Genomic DNA, 15560 nt, shown 5'->3' with positions numbered 1-15560 from the left:
CGAAGAGGCCGCCGCACGTCTTCGACGCGCGGTGGCCTCCTCGCCGTGTGCGACAGGCTCTCAGCCCTCGTCCGCGAGGAGCCGGCCGTGGGCGACCGCCTGATGGACCTCGTCCTGCCGCTCGGCCAGTTCGCGGCGCTCGGCGTCCAGCGCCTCGGCGCGGTCCTCGTCGGCCTTCATGAGCTCGAGCAGGTCCCGGTCGGCCAGCTGGAGCACGCCCATGTCCTCGTAGGCCTGCCGCACCTTCGGGCCCCACAGCCCGATGTCCTTGACGCAGGGCACGATCCGGGTGAACAGACGCGAGCGGAAGGCCTGCATCCGGGGGCCCCGGTTCATGTACTCCATGCACTCCTTCATGTCGTAGCCGAGCGTCTCCCACACCTCCTGCATGCGCAGCCGGTCGCGCATCAGATAGCAGCCCTCGACGATGAAGTCCTCGCGCTCCGCGATCTCCTGGCTGGTCAGCTCCTTGTAGTAGTCGCGCAGGGCGATGCGCCCGAAGGCGACGTGCCGTGCCTCGTCCTGCATGACGTACGACAGGATCTGCTTCGGCAGCGGCTTGTCCGTCCGGTCGCGCAGGATGCCGAACGCGGCGAGGGCGAGCCCCTCGATGAGGACCTGCATACCGAGGTAGGGCATGTCCCAGCGCGCGTCGCTCAGAGCGTCGCCCAGCAGGGCCTTCAGATGCGGACTGATCGGATACGTCATGCCGATCTTGTCGCGCACGAAGCGCGTGAACAGCTCCGCGTGGCGGGCCTCGTCCATGACCTGGGTCGCCGCGTAGAACTTCGAGTCGATGTCCGGCACCGACTCGACGATCCGCGCGGAGCAGATCATCGCACCCTGCTCGCCGTGCAGGAACTGGCTGAACTCCCAGGACGCCATGTGCTGTCGCAGCTCCCGCTTCTCCCGCTTGTTCAGCCGGGAGTACTGCCGGGACCCGTACAGCGCGAGGGTGTTCTCCGGGGTGCCGAGGACGTCACACGGATCCACCTCCAGGGACCAGTCGATGCGTTTCGTGCTGTCCCACTGCTTGTCCTTGCCCTTTTGGTAGAGGTTGAGCAGCACTTCCCGATCGGTGTCGTACTCCCAGGTGAAGGTGGTGCGCCCCTGCATCGGGAAGGACCAGTCGGTGCCGTTGTCCGAGCCGGTGCCCGAATGCGGGGCGTCGGCGGTTCCGCTCATGGGCAGTCCCCTTACGCGGTACGGGATGGCGGTGCGGGATGGCGGTACGGGATGGTGTCTCGCGGTCAGGGCGCGGGCGGGGAGAGGAAGGGCAGCACCGCGGGAAGGACGTCCAGCGTGTAGCGCGTGCGCCCGCGCTGGATCTCACCGTCCCGTTCGAAGGTGAGGAAGGCGCCGTCGGTGCGCTCGATCTCGACGCGGCGACCGCGCCGGTAGACGACCCCGGGCCGTTCGAGGTGGCGTCCTTCCCGGGCCAGCTTCGGTAGCTCCCGGGGATCGAGGCCGTCGGTCACCACGCACACGTCGAGCAGGCCGTCGTCGAGCACGGAGTGCGGCAGCAGCAGGAACCCGCCGCCCCGGTACCGGCCGCCGCCGACGTTGGCGAGGACGACGCCGCCGTCATGGATCACCGCACCGTCCACGAGGACCCTGGCCGGATGCGGTGCGAAGCCGCGCAGCGTCTCGGCGACCGCCTCCCGGTAGCGGGCGCGCCCGGTGAGGTGGGTGAGTTCCGCGGCTGTCTCCAGCGCCTCGGCGACGAGACCGGAACAGGCGCCGAGCAGCACGGTCTCACCCGTCTCGAGGACGCGCGCCATGTCCAGGTTCCTGATCCGCGGCCGGGCCGTGCCGAGGGAGGCGGTGAGCGACGCGTGCCAGGGGCGGTCCTGCCAGATCTCCTTGTAGAAGGAGTTGCCGGTGCCTGCCGGAACGCAGAGCAGGGCCGGGCGGCTGCTCCCCGCGTCCGCCTCGGCCACGAGCCCGGCCGCCACTTCGCTCGCGGTGCCGTCGCCGCCGACCGCGAATACCGCGTCGGCGCCGTCCCGCGCGGCTTTCCCGGCAAGGGTCCGTGCGTGTCCCGGGTACGCGGTGTGCACCACGCCCACATCTCCGACGAGCTCCTGGGCCGCCTCGATGACGGCCGAGAGGGGCACCGAAGCGGCACTGCCCGCCCGGTCGTTCGCCACTATCACCGCGGTACGTGCCCAGTGGCTCCCCATGCGTGGCTTCCTGTTCGCGTCGTCGGGCGTTGCCGGGACGAGCGGAGAGAGCAGGATTCGAACCTGCGTGGGGCGTGAACCCCTGGCCGGAGACGAGCTCCAGCCCCCAATGGGCCGCTATGGGTACCTCTCCCGGCCGGCCTCGGCGGCCGACGTGAAGACCTTCGCACTCGCCGCTTGCAGACCGCTGAAACACCCGTTTCAGCTGCGTACGCCCGGCCTTCGGGGCCCGTGCGCACCGGCTGGTGCAGGCGCGGTGCCTTGCGCAGCGCGAAGTCCACGGCGGCGGCCTCTGCGCCCAGTGGCCGGCGGGCGGCGATGAGGCGGTGGGCCGCCTTGTGCGAGGCCTCGAAGCGCGAGCAGCGGGTCAGGTCCTCGGCGAGCGCTCCGCGGACCATGGGCGTGTCGGTGAACCCCGGCTCGATCAGGGAGATGTGGATCCCGCCGCCGGCGGTCTCCCTGCGTACGGCGTCGGTGAGCGCCTCAAGCGCGTGCTTGCTCGCGCAGTACCAGCCGTTGAGGGGCAGCGAGATGAGCCCGCCGCACGAACTCATCTGCACGATGCGACCGCCGCCGCGGCGGCGTATGCCCGGCAGTACGAGCCGGGTCATGCGGGCCACGCCGAGCAGATTGGTCTTGATTCAGTGGCGCGCTGATGACCGTCCGGCTCTGCGCCATGCGGAGGAAGAAGCCTCCCATGGCCGGTGAACTGTCCTCTGCTTCGACGACACCGCCCTCGCCGGAGGCCCGGACGACGCCGTGACGGGACAAAACTGGTGTGCGGAGGCGACGGGACCGGGTAACGTCTTGCCTCATGTTCTTCCAGATGTTCTTCCAGACGCCGATTTACGAGTGAGCGTGACGGGCCCCTGCTGACGTCCTTCGACGTCGCCGCGCCCGTCCCCGTCGATGAATCCGTAGATCACTTCACACCTTCCCGGGAGAACCCGTGAGCAAGAACATCAACAACCCCGTGGGCATGGGCGGCGGCAAGCGCAAGAAGCTGTCCCGCGCCGAACGGCAGAACAACGGCCCGCACCGCAACCTCGACCGCCAGGGCGCCGCCGACCAGAAGGCGGAGCTGGTGCGCAAGATGCGCGAGAAGACGGGCAAGGCCGAGGGCACCGGGCAGCCGGACGACGCCGCCGCCCAGAGCTGACGCACCGCCGCCGCGGGCCGGGCTCTCACAAGGCGGTGCCGATGCCGAGGACTACCGGGCAGGTCTGCGACCCGCCGTCACCCCGCCAGGCGGGCCCCCCGGCGCCAGACGGCGCGCGTGTTGAGTGTGTCGCTGATGTTGCTGGTCGGGTCGCCGTCGACCAGTAGCAGGTCGGCTCGGAGGCCCTCGGCGATGCGGCCGCGGTCGCTGAGGTGGAAGCGGCGGGCCGTGGTCGTTGTGGCGGCGCGCAGGGCGCGGGCGGGCGTGAGGCCGGCTGCTACGAGGTACTGCAGTTCGTGGTGGAGGCTGGCCCCGTGTGCCAGGCCGCCGAAGAACGTCTCGGGCATGGAGGCGTCGGTGCCGGCCAGCACGTCCACGCCGGCGGCGTCCAGCGCGCGCACCGTGTCGTACACCTCGTCGAGCTTGCCCTGCGGATAGCGGTTGTAGCTGGAGCGCAGGGTTCGGTCCCACCGGCTGTCGAGGCGGGCGGCGACGCGGGGGTCGTCGGCGAGTTCGCTGCCGGTGATGCCCATCATCGACGCGTTCAGGGTGATGCAGGGCACGACGAACATGCCCGTGTCCTTGATGAGGTCGATGATCCCGGCGGTGTGCGGCTGGTCCATGAAGACATGCGTGAGGCCGTCGACGCCGGCTTCGGCCGCCGTCCTTGTGGCCTCCACGGTCAGCGCGTGGGCCACGGTGAGCGCGCCGTACTTCTTGGCCTCCGCCACACCGGCGGCCACGGTGTCCCGGTCGAGCACCGGCAAGCCGGGGTGCCCCTCCACGCTGCCGTCGTCGATCATGAACTTGATGAAGTCGGACCCGCGGGCCAGAAGCTGCGGCACGAAGGCCGCCGCTTCCTCGGGCGTGGTGGAGAACGGCATCAGAGGCATCACCGGGGGAAGATCCCACTTCGGTCGGAAGCCCTCGGGCATCAGCTCACTCGGGTGACCGCCGGGCGGTGTGATGGCGAAGCCGGACGAACGTACGTCGGCCACCGTGTCGTCCTCGGTGATGGCCCCCCGGTTCTCCCGGGTGTTCATCCCCTGCATCTCCAGCTCGGTCGTCACCCCGAACCGCAGGGCCAGCGCCAGGGAACCCGGGGCGGAGTGGACATGGGCGTCGATGAGCCCCGGCAGCAGGGTGGCGCCGCCGCCGTCGACGACCTCACAGTCCCGGGGAGCGGCGCCGCCCACACGAGCGATCCTCCCGCCGTCGACGACCACGGTCTGCACGCCGAGGGACTTCTCCCCGTCGAAGACCCGGGCGTTGGTGATTGCGGTGAGTGCCATGGCGGTCCGCCTCATTCCTCGTTCGTCATTACATACCGGATGCTATGTAGATAGCAGTCGGTATGCAAATGCGCGGCTGTGGCCTAGACTCAAGCGCATGAGCAGCGGGTCTTCCTCCGAGCAGCCGTCCGGCGACCTGGCGTTGGATCAGATCGGCCCGGCGCTGTCACGTCTGCGACGGCGCACACCCGCTTCCGGCAAGGACCTCTCCCGCAACCTCGTGCTCAACGTGATCGCCGACGCGCCGGGCGAGACGACCGTCGGCGGCCTCGCCGCCGAGATGGGCGTCGTCCAGCCAGTGGCCAGCCGGACCGTCGCCGCCTGCATCGAGGACGGGCTGCTGCGCCGGGTGGCGTCGCAGTTCGACGGGCGCCGCACGGTGCTCGAACTCACCGAAGAGGGCGAGGCCGAACGCAGCCGCTTCGCCGCCGAGCAGCGGGTGGCGTTCCAGGAGATCACCGCCGCCTGGTCGCCGGAGGAGCGGATCCAGTTCGCGCGCCTCCTGGTCCGCTACGGCGCCGACGCCACCGCGTGGTCGAGGAAACAGGCCGCGAGCCGCGACTGAGCCGCCGCCCTACCCCTCCTCCCGGCCCGCGCCCTCCTCCCGTACGTACAGGTGCAGGAACGAGCAGAGGCCCGCCGCGCCCGCGATGACGCACACCGCGTCGGTGACGTCGGTGCCGAACAGCTCCATCAAGTGGCGGTCGCCCGTGGCGAGGGCGACGATCTGCCCGGCCACCACGGCGCAGCCGCCCAGGAGGAAGGCGACCAGGAGCACGCGGGTCGCGCCCGAGAGGAACGTACGGAACAAGGTGTGCATGGGACTCTCCGTTTCGCGGTGCGTTCTCGGTGCGTCTCTGGGTGTTCCCCGTGCGTCACTCTCGGCCCGTGCGTCGCTCGCGCCCCGTGCGCCCCTCAGCCCGGGATCCACAGCGCGCCCACCGCTATCAGCACGCCGAACAGGTAGGACGGCACCAGGTAGTAGAGGGCGACCGGCATGAAGATGCGCGCCGGATTGATGTCGGCGATGCCCGCGGCCACGTACAGCGGGGCGGCGCCCGGCGGTGAGCACCCCTCGGAGGAGGCCCACACGATGACGGCGGCGAACGCCACATGGGCCGGGATCCCGGCGGCCATCAGCGCGGCGAAGGCGACCGGGCCGACGGCCGCGAGCGTCGAGGTGGTGTTGAGGGGGCCCGCGACGATGACGATGACCAGGCCCACCACGAGCGCCGCCACCACCGGCGGCACGCCTTCCAGGTCCTGAAGGTACGGCGCGAGCTGCTCGTCGAGGCCGAGCCGGTCAAGGACTTCCGAGGCCGCGAACGCGGACACCATCGTCACGCCCACGAGCCCCAGCTTCGGCCCGATCTCGCCCAGCATCCGCCACCAGGCACCGGCCCCGCGCGGCAGCGCCCGCCGCTCCACCAACAGCCCCGCGATCAGCATCATCACCGGCAGCCACACCAGGAGCGGCACGGCGTCGGAGGCGTCGAGGCCGCCGAGCCGGTCCGTCGCCCAGTCGCTGCCCGGCCCCGTCGTGAGCAGGACGGGCACCGCGACGGCGGCGAGGACGAGCAACGAGGTCCAGCCGGCGCCGAACGACTGGCGCAGCGGCCTGATGTCCTGCGGCGCCATCGTGCCGACCCCCCGCCGCCGCACGATGACGTACGCGATGACGAGCCGCATCGCGACCATCCACGCCCCGGTCACGAACAGGGTGGCGACCACGTCGTGCGAGGTCAGCACGGGCATCACGGTCGGCGCTGCGAGCAGTACGAAGAAGGCGCCGCTGAACGGGAAGGTCGCGCCGACGCCCGCGTTGCCGGACAGCACGAGCGCGGCCGTCTCACCGCTGGCCCGGGACCGCTTCATCCACGGGATGGCCAGCGAGCCGACGGTGGCGACGATCGCCGCGCCGTTGTGCGCGACGGCGCCGAACAGGCCGGAGGCGACCGTCGCCGCGTACGCGGAGCCGCCTTTGCGGCGGCCGAGCAGCGAGCTGAGAATGTCGATCATCCGCTGCACGAGTCCCGTGCGCGTGAGCAGCTCGCTGACGAAGACGAACGCGAGGGCCGCGAACGTGATCTCCGACTTCAGGCCCTCGACCAGACACTCCCGGGCCACCCGCGCCGCGTCCGCGCCCGCGAACACGGCGCTCGCGAGGAATCCGAGGATCATGGCCTCGCCGATGTTCCGCTTGAACGCCACGTTCCACACGATGATGACCCCGATGAACGCCACCAGGGCGAGGATCGCGTTCACCGCCGTGGGTCTTCCAGGCCGGCCGCGCGGTACGCCTCCAGTGCGGCGTCGCCGGTGAGATGGCGCAGCAGCGCGGCGGCCTCCGGGAGGCCGACGGCTTCCGCGCCGAGCGCGATCGACAGGTCGGTGTAGTGCTGGACGTCCTCGGGCAGCGGTCCGACGACCCGCGCCCCCGGCACGAAGCGCAGCTCGCTCAGCTGCTGCACCGCCAGGTCCGCCCGGCCGTCGAGCACCGCGAGCGCGGTGAATCCCTTCTCCACCACCGTGGCACGCGAGTTGACCGCGTCCGCGATGCCGAGCCGCTCCAGGAGATCCGCGAACGCGACACCGCTCGCGCCTGTCCGGGAGTACGCCACCGAGCTCGCGGAGGTCAGCGTCCGCACGAGCGCTTCCGTGCTCGTGAGGTCCACGTCGGGGGCGCCGGGCGCCACGGCCACCCCGATCCCCACCCGGGCCAGCGGGCGCAGCGAGGACGCGTCGAGCACCCCGGAGGCGGCCAGCTTCTCCAGCGCACCCGTCACGCCCACCAGGACGTCGGGGCGGGCCCCGGCCCCGATCCGGTCGACGAGGACGTTCGTGGGCTCGTACGTGCCGTCGATCCCGATGCCGGAGGTGCTGGTGAACGCCTCGAGGACGGTGTCGTCCAGCGCCTTCTTGATGGCCAGGGCGCTGAACAGCGCGACGGCGCGGGGGAGTCGGGAGGATCGGGCGGATCGAGGGGATCGGGCGGAAAGTTCCATGCGCTGCTCCTCGGTGAGGCGTGCGTGGTCCGTGCCGTGCAGCAAGAGGTGGATCCGTGCGGTCTGTTCCAGTTCCTCGACGGCCTCCAGGGCACCGTCGAGCCCGGCGGCCGCCACGACGGGGCCGTGGTGGCGCAGCAGCAACGCCGCGTGCGTACGGGCCTTCTCCTCGGCGGCATCGGCGAGGCGTACGTCGCCGGGCGCGAAGTAGGGCAGCAGCGCGAGCCGTCCGACGCGCATCGCGAAGTACGCGGTGGGCGGCGGCAGCGCGTCGTCCGCGTCGAGGCCGTTCAGGCAGGACACGGCGGTGGCGTGCGTGGAGTGCGTGTGGACGACGGCGCGTGCGCCGGGGCGTGCCCGGAACACGGCCGCGTGCAGGAACGCCTCCTTCGACGGCGGGGGCCCGTCGAGATGGGTTCCGTCGGCGTCGATGACGGACAGCTCGTGCGGGGCCACGGTCGCGAGGTCGGCGCCGGTCGGGGTGATGAGGATCGTGCCGTCGTCGGTGCGCAGCGACACGTTGCCGGTGCGGCCGTGCACGAGTGCGCGGGCGGCCAGCCGTCGGGCGGTGGCGACGAGCGCCGCGCGTCCGGCCCGGTGGAGGGCGAAGGAGGTCATCGGCGGGCTCCTCGGTGTGGTCCGTGCGGGGCGGGGGAGTGGGCCGTGGGTGGCGCGGAGGCGGTGGCGAGGAAGTCGGGACCGCCGAAGTTGCCGGACTTGAGCAGCAGGGAGATCGGGGGGCCGGACGTGGGGCGGATCCAGGGCACGCCCGGCGCCGCGGCCCGGCCGATCCAGCCGCCGGTGACGTCGAGGGCGGCCACCACGGCGCCCGACGTCTCGCCGCCCGCCGCGATCACCCGCCGCACCCCGCGCGCCACGAGCCCCGCGGCGATCCGGCCGGTGGCCTCCTCCAGGACGGCCGCCGCCCGGTCCGCGCCCAACGCGCCCTGGGTCTCCCGCAGTTGCGTGGGCGGCACGGAGGAGTGGAACACGGGCGCCCCTCCTGACGGGCCCGGCGGCAGTGCGTCGTACCAGTCGAGGGCGCCGGCGGCGAGTGCCGCGGGGTCCGGCTCGGCGACGGGGTCGAGCCGGCGTACGGGGCGGCCGAGGGACCGCAGGACGTCGAGCTGTTCGAGCGTGCGCGCCGAGCAGCTCCCGCACAGCACGGCCGCGGGCCAGGCGTCCAGCGGATCGTCATCCTCGTCCGGGTCCCGGGCGCCGCCCGCGAGAGTGCGGGCGAGCCCCCCGGCGAGCCCGGCCGCCCCCGCGGCCAGTGGCGCGTCGGCGACGGCACGGCCGAGGACGTGCAGATCGTCCGCGGTGAGCGCGTCGGCCGGCAGATAGCGGACCCCGCGGCGGGCGGCGTCGGCGACGGCCGCGCGGACGGCCCCGGTGCCCGCGCGCACCGTCTCCCAGCGCAGGAGTCCGACCGCCCGGCCGGTCTGGGCGCCCAGGAGCCGGGGCACCGACGAGTCCGTCATGGGTGTCACCGGATGGTGGCGCATCGGGGACTCGGCCAACGGCACGCCGTTCACGAAGAGTTGACCCTCGTACTGGGTGCGGCCGTGCTGCGGCGAGCTGGGCGTCAGGAGCACCGTCGGGGCGTCCAGCGCGTCGGCGAGCGCGTCGAGGACGGGCCCGATGTTCCCGTCGGCGGTGGAGTCGAAGGTCGAGCAGAACTTGAAGTAGACCTGCCGCACCCCGTGCCCGCGCAGCCTGCGCAGCGCCGCGAGCGATTCCTCGACGGCCAGGGCGGCCGGTGCCATCCGGCTCTTGAGCGCGACGACCACCGCGTCGTGCCCGCCGGGCGCCGCCACGTCCGGGCGCGGCACCCCGAAGTACAAGAGGGTCCGCAGGCCCCTCTCCCGCAGCGCCAGGGCCACGTCACTGGCGCCGGTGACGTCGTCGGCGATCACTCCGAGCATGTGGTGGCTCCTTCCTCGAACCCATCGGGCTCCTCGATCTCGGCGCGCAGGGCGTGGGCCGCGGCGCGCGGTCCGGCGTACACCGGCAGTCGCAGGGCGGCCGACAGTTCGTCGGCCCGGGGGGCGAGCGAGTACTGGGCGAGGAGGACGGCGTCCGCTCCCGCCGGATCGGGCGGTTCACCGGGGACGGTCACCTGCCCGACGGCCTCGGTACGGGAGCCGGCGGTGGCCGCGGCCGCGCGGAAGCGGCTCAGGGAGTCCGCAAGGGCCGCGTCGAACGTGGCCAGGACGAGGACCCGGCGATGGCCGCCCGCGAGCGCCGCCGCGAACGCCGCGGAATCCGCCGCGAGGACCGGCACCCCGGCAGCGGCGCGCTCCGCCACCGGCCCGTACAGCGAACACGTGAGGAGTACGCCCCGGGCGCCGCCCCGGACGGCGTAGTCGATGAGCCGCCGCATCCGGTCCGCGAGGTCCGGGGTGAGCCCGCCCCGCGCCTCGGCGTCGGTGAGCAGCGTGTCGTCGAGCAGGTTCCAGGGGTCGGCCCGCGGAAAGGCTTCGGCGAGCCCGGCGACGGCGGGGCCGGTCGCTGCCGGTGTGGCACTGATCAGCGCGATGCGCGGACGGACGGCGGCGGGGCGGGGGTTCGGGGCGGCGCAGGCGCTCACGACGTCACCTCCGCGGGCCACCCGAGTCCGGCCACCGTGCCGTGCGCGGGCCGGTACTCGCAGCCGATCCAGCCCTCGTACCCGCCCTCGCGCAGTTCGTCGAAGACGCGCGGCCAGCGGATCTCGCCGGTGCCCGGCTCGGTGCGGTCGGGCGGGTCGGCGATCTGGAGGTGCAGGGCGTACGGCAGACAGGCGCGCAGCGTCCGCACCAAGTCCCCCTCTGTGACCTGGGCGTGGTAGAGGTCGAGGAGCAGCCCGGCGCGCTCGGTGCCGACCGCTTCCACGACGGCCCTGGCCCCGGCCTGGGTGCGCAGGAAGTACCCGGGCGCGTCACGCTCGTTCTGCGCCTCGACGACGAGCCGGACGCCGGTGCCCCGCGCGAGATCGGCGGCCCGGACCAAATGGGTGACATACGTGGCGAAAGCGCGCTCGGGGCCGACGTCCGGCGGTGTGACACCGGCGAGGACGTGCAGGAGTCCCGCGCCGAGTTCGGTCGCGTACTCCAGGCCGCGTTCGACCCCGGCGAGGAAGTCCGCGGTGCGCCCCGGATGGCAGGCGGTCCCCGAGCGCTCCGGCGAACCTGCTTGCCCCGCAGGGGAGTTGATGAGCACTTGCCGGAGCCCCGAGCCGTCCAGCAGTGCGCGCAGCCGTGCCGGGGGATACGGGTAGGGCGCGGCGTATTCGACACCGGCGAAGCCCGCGCGGGCAGCGGCGTCGAAGCGCCGCTCGAAGGGCAACTCCGTGAAGAGCCACTTCAGGTTGGCGGCGAGGAGGGGGCCGCCGGGTATCCGCAGGACGGGTGCGGGGTGCGCGGACCGGGACGGCGCCCCGCCCCGCTGAGCGGGCACCCGGCCCATGTCCCCCATCACCGCGCCCCCGCCCGGGCCGTCACGTACTCCGGGTTGACCAGGTGCTGCGGCGTGCGGTCGCGGAGTACGTCGAGTACCTGCCGGGCCGCCGCGAGGCTGGAGCGTGCCCTGGCCTCGGTCGTCGCGCCCGCGATGTGCCCGGTGACCAGGACGTTGTCGAACGCCCGCAGCGGGGAGTCCGGCGGCAGTGGCTCGTGTTCCGTCACGTCCAGGGCGGCGCCCGCGAGAGGGCCGTCGGCAAGGGCCGCGGCCAGTGCCTGTTCGTCGACGATGCCGCCCCGCGCCGTGTTGATCAGGTAGGAGCCGGGCCGCATGACGCGCAGCGCCGCGCCGTCGATCAGGTGCCGGGTCGACTCGTCGAGCGCCAGGTGCAGCGTCACGAAGTCGGCCTCGCGCAGCACCTCCGCCAGCGGCAGCACGGCCACCCCGCTCTCTTCCAGGACGGCGGGGTCCACGTGCGGATCGTGGCCGACGACGCGCATGCCGATGGCCAGGGCGAGCCCGGCGACGGTCCGCCCGATCGAGCCGAGCCCGACGACGCCGAGCGTCGCGCCCGCCAACTCCCGCCCGCTGGGCTGCGACCAGCCTCCCGCGCGTACATCGGCGACGCTCTGCGGAATGCCCCGCGCGCAGCCGATCATCAGGCCGAGGACGTGCTCGGCGACCGACCGCCGGTTGGCGCCGGGGGTGTGGGTGACGGCGATGCCACGCCGGGTGGCGGCGGCCACGTCCACGTTGTCGTATCCGGCCCCGCAGCGGCCGATGACCCGCAACCCGGGGGAGGCCGCCAGGACTTCGGCCGTGAACGGATCGGTCCCGGCGACGATGCCGACGGCCGCCGAGTGGGCGACGGTGGCACGCAGGGTCCGTGCGGGCTCGCGCCGGTCGGCGGGGCGGGCGAAGACGGTACGGAATCCGGCGTCCCGCAGCAGCCGGTCGACCTCGCCGCCGGGTTCGAGATACGCCGTGGTCACCAGCACACACGCGTCGTCATCGCGCATCGGGGATCCTCCTTGATCCATCGCTATACTATAGCGATCGTCAAAATAGTATAGGATTGTGAGGCGATCAAGAGGGCGCGGCGCTGCGCTAAGGTCGGGCGTCGAAGGAGGCACGATGGCTACGACCCGCCCGCCCGCCCGGCAACCCCTTGCCGACAAGATGTACGAGGTGCTGCTCGGGCAGTTCATGGACGGACTCTGGTCGCCGGGCCAGTCCCTCAACATCGGGGCTCTCACCCGCGAGCTCAACGTCAGCCAGACCCCGCTCCGTGAAGCCCTCGCCCGCCTCGAACACACGGGCCTGGTGCGGCGCGAGGCCCTCAAGGGGTACCGCGTCGCCCCGCTCTTCACCGAGCGCGAACTGATCAAGCTGATGGACGCGCGCCTCGTCCTGGAACCCGCGATGGTCCACGAGGCCGCGCGCCGCACCACGCCGGAGTTCCTGGCCGAACTCAAGGCGAGCATCGACGACTTGGAGCGGTACGCGACCGCGCCCCGCTCGGCGTCCGTACGCGCCTACTGGGCCGCCGACGAACGCTTCCACCTGCGCATCGCCGCCCAGTGCGACAACCCCTTCCTGGAGACGGCGTACCGCTCCCTGGGCGGGCACGTCCAGCGCTTCCGGCTCTTCACCGAGCTGGGGTCGTCGGAGGCGGAGTCCCCGGCCCGCGAACACGGGGCCGTCCACGCGGCGATGGCGGCGGGCGACGCGGAGGGCGCGGCGAACGAGATGCGGCAGCACATCGAGAACGCCAAGGCACGGGCCCTGACCGATCGTCAGGCGGTCGGGGAGGGCTGACTGGCCGGGTGGTCGGGAAGGACTGACGGCCGGGCGGTCGGTCGGGGCCGAGAGCCGGGCGGCGCGCAGCCGGGGCGCCGGCCCCGGCGGTCACCTCGGCCGTCGACGTACGTCACTCGGGGCCGCCCGCGTGCCGGTCGCCTCATCCGTCCACGTACCGGTCACCACTCCGTCCGCCGCTGTTCATGAGCCTTCGGGCAACTCCGTTCCGGGGCCCCTTGTCTAACCGGGTGACCAAAAGCAGCACTGCACACGCACACCCTTAAGGGGCACTTCCGCATGCGCATTCACCGGACCATCGCGGCCACCGCCACCCTCGCTCTGACCCTCGGCACGGCCGGGTTAACGGCGTCGATCGCCCAGGCGGCCCCGTCCGCCCCGTCCGCCGCGCGGGCCACGGCCTCCGTCGTCGTCGAGGACGGCGAGCTCTGGTACAAGGCGGCACCGGGCCAGCAGAACAAGGTGACGGTCGACGAGAAGATCGAACACCGCGGCGAGTTCGACTCGTACTACATCGTCACCTTCCACGACCGGTACGACATCGCCATCTCCGCCGACGCGGCGGCGGACGACGAGTGCGCGTACCCCGCGGCGGGCGACCGCACCGCCGTGCGGTGCGCGTTCAAGATCCCGGAGAATTCGGACGACTCCGACACCTACGACATCGACCTCGGCGACAAGAACGACACCGCGACCCTCGCGCCGGGCAGCCAGGCCTGGGCCGGGGTCTACGGCGGCAAGGGCAACGACACCATCAAGGCGTCGGCATCCGCGCTGCTGCACGGCGGCGACGGCGACGACCACCTCGACGGCGGCGGCGGCCCGTTCGGCTTCGGTCCGTGGGGCGACGCGGGCAACGACACCCTCACCCACTGCAGCCAGGACTGCTTCGGCGGCCCCGGCAACGACTCCCTGACCGGCACCGGCGAGGCGAACAACCTGCACGGCGAGGACGGCAACGACATCCTGCACGGCAAGGGCGGCGCCGACGTCCTCTACGGCGGCAAGGGCAACGACAAGCTGTACGGCGAGGCGGGTGACGACACGCTGTGGGGCAACAGCGGTGACGACGTCCTGTGGGGCGGCGCGGGCACCGACAAGCTCTCCGGCGGCCCGGGCCGCAACGAACTCCACCAGGACTGAACGGCCCCCTGAACACCGAGGTTCCCTGTCACGCACGGACCGCACGCGGGTCACCCACCGGCTTGAGCCACGGAGCCGGCGGGTGCCCCCCCTGTGCCCAGCGGACATGCCCTGCGAGGGCTCACACAGGCTCAAGTACGAGCAACGGAATGACGCGCCTTGACCGCATTCGGTACGTTTCGAATGGCCGGTAGACCCGCAGCAGGAGGGGCCGGAGTCTTTCCCGTTCTTCTGCGCACGCCCGCCGGGCCCGCACGTTGAGGTGTTCCGATCCGATCCGCACCCGCGTATCGGGGTGGGCGCACAGGTTGTGGTACCGGGGGCACCGGCGGGTTCGGAGCCGCGACGGCCCAGTGGCTCGTCGGCCTCGGCGCCCGCCCCATCGCCCTGGTCAGCCGGCGCGGCCCAGACGCGCCGGAGGCGGCCGTGACCCTCGATGCCCTGCGCGAGAGGGGCGTGCGGGCCACCGCGTACGCGGCCGACGCCGCCGACCCCATGGAACTCATGCGCAGCGCAGGCGGCACCATCACCGACCTCGCCGGAATGATCTACCTGCGCCTCAATCCGGCAGGCGGTGCCGACGCGTCGCTTCCCGGCCCGCGGACCGACGCGACACGTCCCTCCGACGTCGCGGTGGCAACGTAAGGGGGGAGTCCACCGGGCGCGAACCCGCCCCGCCACAGGATGTGGCGGAGGGGTTCGCGCCGGATGTGTTCCACCTGGGGGAGCGACTGATCAGGTCGGCTCAGTAGGCGTAGCTCGACTGGCTGTTGCCCGCGGTGACCCGCGTGAACGGGTTGTTCGTCTCGGCCTCCTGCGGGAACACCGTGACGAACTTGTCGTTGTCCGTCAGGTCATGGGTGAGGTCGTCACCACTGCCGAGCTGACCGTGGTTGTTCAGACCCCAGCCGATGATGTCGTTGCTGGTGCCGCCACCGGCCGCGCGCACGGCGAGGCCGTAGCCGCGGCCGGCCGAGATCGACCGCACCGAAGGCAGCTCGATGGCCTCGTGTGCGCTCGTCCGGTTGGTCTTCGTCCCGTCGGCGAGCTGTCCGTTCTCGTTGTTGCCCCAGCCGTAGACCTTGTCGTCGGAGTACAGGGCGTAGGCGTGGTCGTAGCCGGCGACGATGTCCCGGGCCATCGGGCCCGTTCCCTCGCCGGCGTCCGTACCCGTACCCGTGCCCGTCCCGGTCTCCGTCCCACCCGGCTGCCCGGCCGAGTCGGGCTGGGCGCCCTGCGCCTCGGGCAGACCCTGCACCTGGACCGGCCTGTTGCTGAGCTCCACGGCGTCACCGTCCTTGTTGACGCCGAGCTGGCCCTTGGCGTTGTCGCCCCACGCCCAGACAGTGCCGTCCCGCTTCATGGCGAGGCTGTACTCGCACCCGGCGGCGATCCTGACCACATCGGTCAGTCCGGGAACCTCGACCGGGGTGTTGTGGTCCTCGCCCGCTTCGTCGGTCTTCTCGTCGGGCTTCTCGGTCTTGCCGACAGGGCCGGTGCCGAGCTGGCCCTTGTCGTT

At 72.3% G+C, this 15560-nt stretch carries 17 protein-coding genes, 1 tRNA gene and 1 pseudogene; 5 read left to right on the top strand and 14 right to left on the bottom strand.

The window, feature by feature from the left end; translation table 11 throughout:
* Positions 1-60: 60 nt before the first annotated feature.
* From ACFVYR_RS03650 to ACFVYR_RS03635, 4 genes and pseudogenes are all read right to left on the bottom strand, one after another.
* On the bottom strand, positions 61-1185 hold the full coding sequence (locus tag ACFVYR_RS03650; protein WP_384248163.1) for a ferritin-like domain-containing protein: 1125 nt from the start codon (positions 1183-1185) through the stop codon (positions 61-63).
* A gap of 65 nt (positions 1186-1250) precedes the next feature.
* A complete protein-coding gene (locus ACFVYR_RS03645) occupies positions 1251-2183 on the bottom strand; it encodes a diacylglycerol/lipid kinase family protein (RefSeq protein WP_384248161.1) in 933 nt (310 codons plus the stop codon).
* 42 nt (positions 2184-2225) lie between these two features.
* A tRNA-OTHER gene (locus ACFVYR_RS03640) sits at positions 2226-2316 on the bottom strand.
* A gap of 256 nt (positions 2317-2572) precedes the next feature.
* Positions 2573-2812, bottom strand: a pseudogene (locus ACFVYR_RS03635) (SDR family NAD(P)-dependent oxidoreductase); the annotation flags it as partial.
* A gap of 320 nt (positions 2813-3132) precedes the next feature.
* On the opposite strand from ACFVYR_RS03635, the gene ACFVYR_RS03630 reads away from it, so the two are divergent.
* On the top strand, positions 3133-3342 hold the full coding sequence (locus tag ACFVYR_RS03630; protein WP_384248160.1) for a DUF6243 family protein: 210 nt from the start codon (positions 3133-3135) through the stop codon (positions 3340-3342).
* Between the two features lie 77 nt (positions 3343-3419).
* Here ACFVYR_RS03630 and ACFVYR_RS03625 read toward each other — a convergent pair whose 3' ends face one another.
* Complete coding sequence (locus tag ACFVYR_RS03625) at positions 3420-4634, bottom strand: amidohydrolase family protein (RefSeq protein WP_384248159.1); 1215 nt, start codon at positions 4632-4634, stop codon at positions 3420-3422.
* 97 nt (positions 4635-4731) lie between these two features.
* Here ACFVYR_RS03625 and ACFVYR_RS03620 point away from each other — a divergent pair, with 97 nt between their 5' ends.
* Positions 4732-5199, top strand: coding sequence for a MarR family winged helix-turn-helix transcriptional regulator (locus ACFVYR_RS03620; RefSeq protein ID WP_384248158.1), 468 nt, complete (start codon positions 4732-4734; stop codon positions 5197-5199).
* Between the two features lie 9 nt (positions 5200-5208).
* On the opposite strand, the gene ACFVYR_RS03615 is transcribed toward ACFVYR_RS03620, so the two are convergent.
* The 7 genes from ACFVYR_RS03615 to ACFVYR_RS03585 all read right to left on the bottom strand — a co-directional run bounded on the left by ACFVYR_RS03615 (position 5209) and on the right by ACFVYR_RS03585 (position 12099).
* Complete coding sequence (locus ACFVYR_RS03615) at positions 5209-5454, bottom strand: hypothetical protein (RefSeq protein ID WP_384248157.1); 246 nt, start codon at positions 5452-5454, stop codon at positions 5209-5211.
* Positions 5455-5549: 95 nt separating this feature from the next.
* A complete protein-coding gene (locus tag ACFVYR_RS03610; RefSeq protein WP_384248155.1) occupies positions 5550-6899 on the bottom strand; it encodes a TRAP transporter large permease subunit in 1350 nt (449 codons plus the stop codon).
* Positions 6896-8257 carry a class II aldolase/adducin family protein gene (locus ACFVYR_RS03605; protein ID WP_384248154.1) on the bottom strand — a complete coding sequence of 454 codons (1362 nt, stop codon included), beginning with the start codon at positions 8255-8257 and terminating at the stop codon, positions 6896-6898. Before ACFVYR_RS03605 ends, ACFVYR_RS03610 begins: the two co-directional genes overlap by 4 nt.
* The gene (otnK, locus tag ACFVYR_RS03600) at positions 8254-9564 is read right to left on the bottom strand and encodes a 3-oxo-tetronate kinase (RefSeq protein ID WP_384248153.1); all 1311 of its coding nucleotides are present in this window, start codon (positions 9562-9564) and stop codon (positions 8254-8256) included. The genes ACFVYR_RS03605 and otnK overlap by 4 nt, the downstream gene beginning before the upstream one ends.
* On the bottom strand, positions 9552-10229 hold the full coding sequence (locus ACFVYR_RS03595; RefSeq protein ID WP_384248151.1) for a hypothetical protein: 678 nt from the start codon (positions 10227-10229) through the stop codon (positions 9552-9554). Before ACFVYR_RS03595 ends, otnK begins: the two co-directional genes overlap by 13 nt.
* On the bottom strand, positions 10226-11095 hold the full coding sequence (locus ACFVYR_RS03590) for a hydroxypyruvate isomerase family protein (RefSeq protein WP_384248149.1): 870 nt from the start codon (positions 11093-11095) through the stop codon (positions 10226-10228). Before ACFVYR_RS03590 ends, ACFVYR_RS03595 begins: the two co-directional genes overlap by 4 nt.
* The gene (locus ACFVYR_RS03585) at positions 11095-12099 is read right to left on the bottom strand and encodes a phosphoglycerate dehydrogenase (RefSeq protein ID WP_384248147.1); all 1005 of its coding nucleotides are present in this window, start codon (positions 12097-12099) and stop codon (positions 11095-11097) included. The genes ACFVYR_RS03590 and ACFVYR_RS03585 overlap by 1 nt, the downstream gene beginning before the upstream one ends.
* A 115-nt stretch (positions 12100-12214) precedes the next feature.
* On the opposite strand from ACFVYR_RS03585, the gene ACFVYR_RS03580 reads away from it, so the two are divergent.
* Together ACFVYR_RS03580 and ACFVYR_RS03575 are read left to right on the top strand one after the other, a co-directional pair.
* Positions 12215-12898 carry a GntR family transcriptional regulator gene (locus ACFVYR_RS03580; RefSeq protein ID WP_384248145.1) on the top strand — a complete coding sequence of 228 codons (684 nt, stop codon included), beginning with the start codon at positions 12215-12217 and terminating at the stop codon, positions 12896-12898.
* A 279-nt stretch (positions 12899-13177) separates the two neighbouring features.
* Positions 13178-14041 (top strand): calcium-binding protein, encoded by an 864-nt coding sequence (locus ACFVYR_RS03575; RefSeq protein ID WP_384248143.1) that lies wholly within the window; start codon positions 13178-13180, stop codon positions 14039-14041.
* A 121-nt stretch (positions 14042-14162) separates the two neighbouring features.
* Here the strand turns inward: ACFVYR_RS03575 and ACFVYR_RS03570 are convergent, their stop codons facing one another.
* Positions 14163-14324 (bottom strand): nitroreductase/quinone reductase family protein, encoded by a 162-nt coding sequence (locus ACFVYR_RS03570; RefSeq protein ID WP_384248142.1) that lies wholly within the window; start codon positions 14322-14324, stop codon positions 14163-14165.
* On the opposite strand from ACFVYR_RS03570, the gene ACFVYR_RS03565 reads away from it, so the two are divergent.
* Complete coding sequence (locus tag ACFVYR_RS03565) at positions 14312-14686, top strand: KR domain-containing protein (protein ID WP_384248667.1); 375 nt, start codon at positions 14312-14314, stop codon at positions 14684-14686. The genes ACFVYR_RS03570 and ACFVYR_RS03565 overlap by 13 nt on opposite strands.
* 100 nt (positions 14687-14786) lie before the next feature.
* Here ACFVYR_RS03565 and ACFVYR_RS03560 read toward each other — a convergent pair.
* Positions 14787-15560 (bottom strand): RCC1 domain-containing protein (locus ACFVYR_RS03560; RefSeq protein WP_389611207.1); only part of this gene is annotated, 774 nt, incomplete at its 5' end.

It is taken from the genome of Streptomyces sp. NPDC058284, assembly GCF_042881135.1.
Taxonomy (GTDB): Bacteria; Actinomycetota; Actinomycetes; order Streptomycetales; family Streptomycetaceae; genus Streptomyces.
Note: the sequence above shows the minus strand (reverse complement) of the source record. Positions and strands in the feature narration are given on the sequence as shown.

Bases quoted from the DNA above. Each gene is read 5' to 3' on its own strand.
- ACFVYR_RS03650 (WP_384248163.1), bottom strand. From the start codon at position 1,185: ATGAGCGGAACCGCCGACGCCCCGCATTCGGGCACCGGCTCGGACAAC.
- ACFVYR_RS03645 (WP_384248161.1), bottom strand. From the start codon at position 2,183: ATGGGGAGCCACTGGGCACGTACCGCGGTGATAGTGGCGAACGACCGG.
- ACFVYR_RS03625 (WP_384248159.1), bottom strand. From the start codon at position 4,634: ATGGCACTCACCGCAATCACCAACGCCCGGGTCTTCGACGGGGAGAAG.
- ACFVYR_RS03620 (WP_384248158.1), top strand. From the start codon at position 4,732: ATGAGCAGCGGGTCTTCCTCCGAGCAGCCGTCCGGCGACCTGGCGTTG.
- ACFVYR_RS03615 (WP_384248157.1), bottom strand. From the start codon at position 5,454: ATGCACACCTTGTTCCGTACGTTCCTCTCGGGCGCGACCCGCGTGCTC.
- ACFVYR_RS03605 (WP_384248154.1), bottom strand. From the start codon at position 8,257: ATGACCTCCTTCGCCCTCCACCGGGCCGGACGCGCGGCGCTCGTCGCC.
- otnK (WP_384248153.1), bottom strand. From the start codon at position 9,564: ATGCTCGGAGTGATCGCCGACGACGTCACCGGCGCCAGTGACGTGGCC.
- ACFVYR_RS03590 (WP_384248149.1), bottom strand. From the start codon at position 11,095: ATGGGGGACATGGGCCGGGTGCCCGCTCAGCGGGGCGGGGCGCCGTCC.
- ACFVYR_RS03585 (WP_384248147.1), bottom strand. From the start codon at position 12,099: ATGCGCGATGACGACGCGTGTGTGCTGGTGACCACGGCGTATCTCGAA.
- ACFVYR_RS03580 (WP_384248145.1), top strand. From the start codon at position 12,215: ATGGCTACGACCCGCCCGCCCGCCCGGCAACCCCTTGCCGACAAGATG.
- ACFVYR_RS03575 (WP_384248143.1), top strand. From the start codon at position 13,178: ATGCGCATTCACCGGACCATCGCGGCCACCGCCACCCTCGCTCTGACC.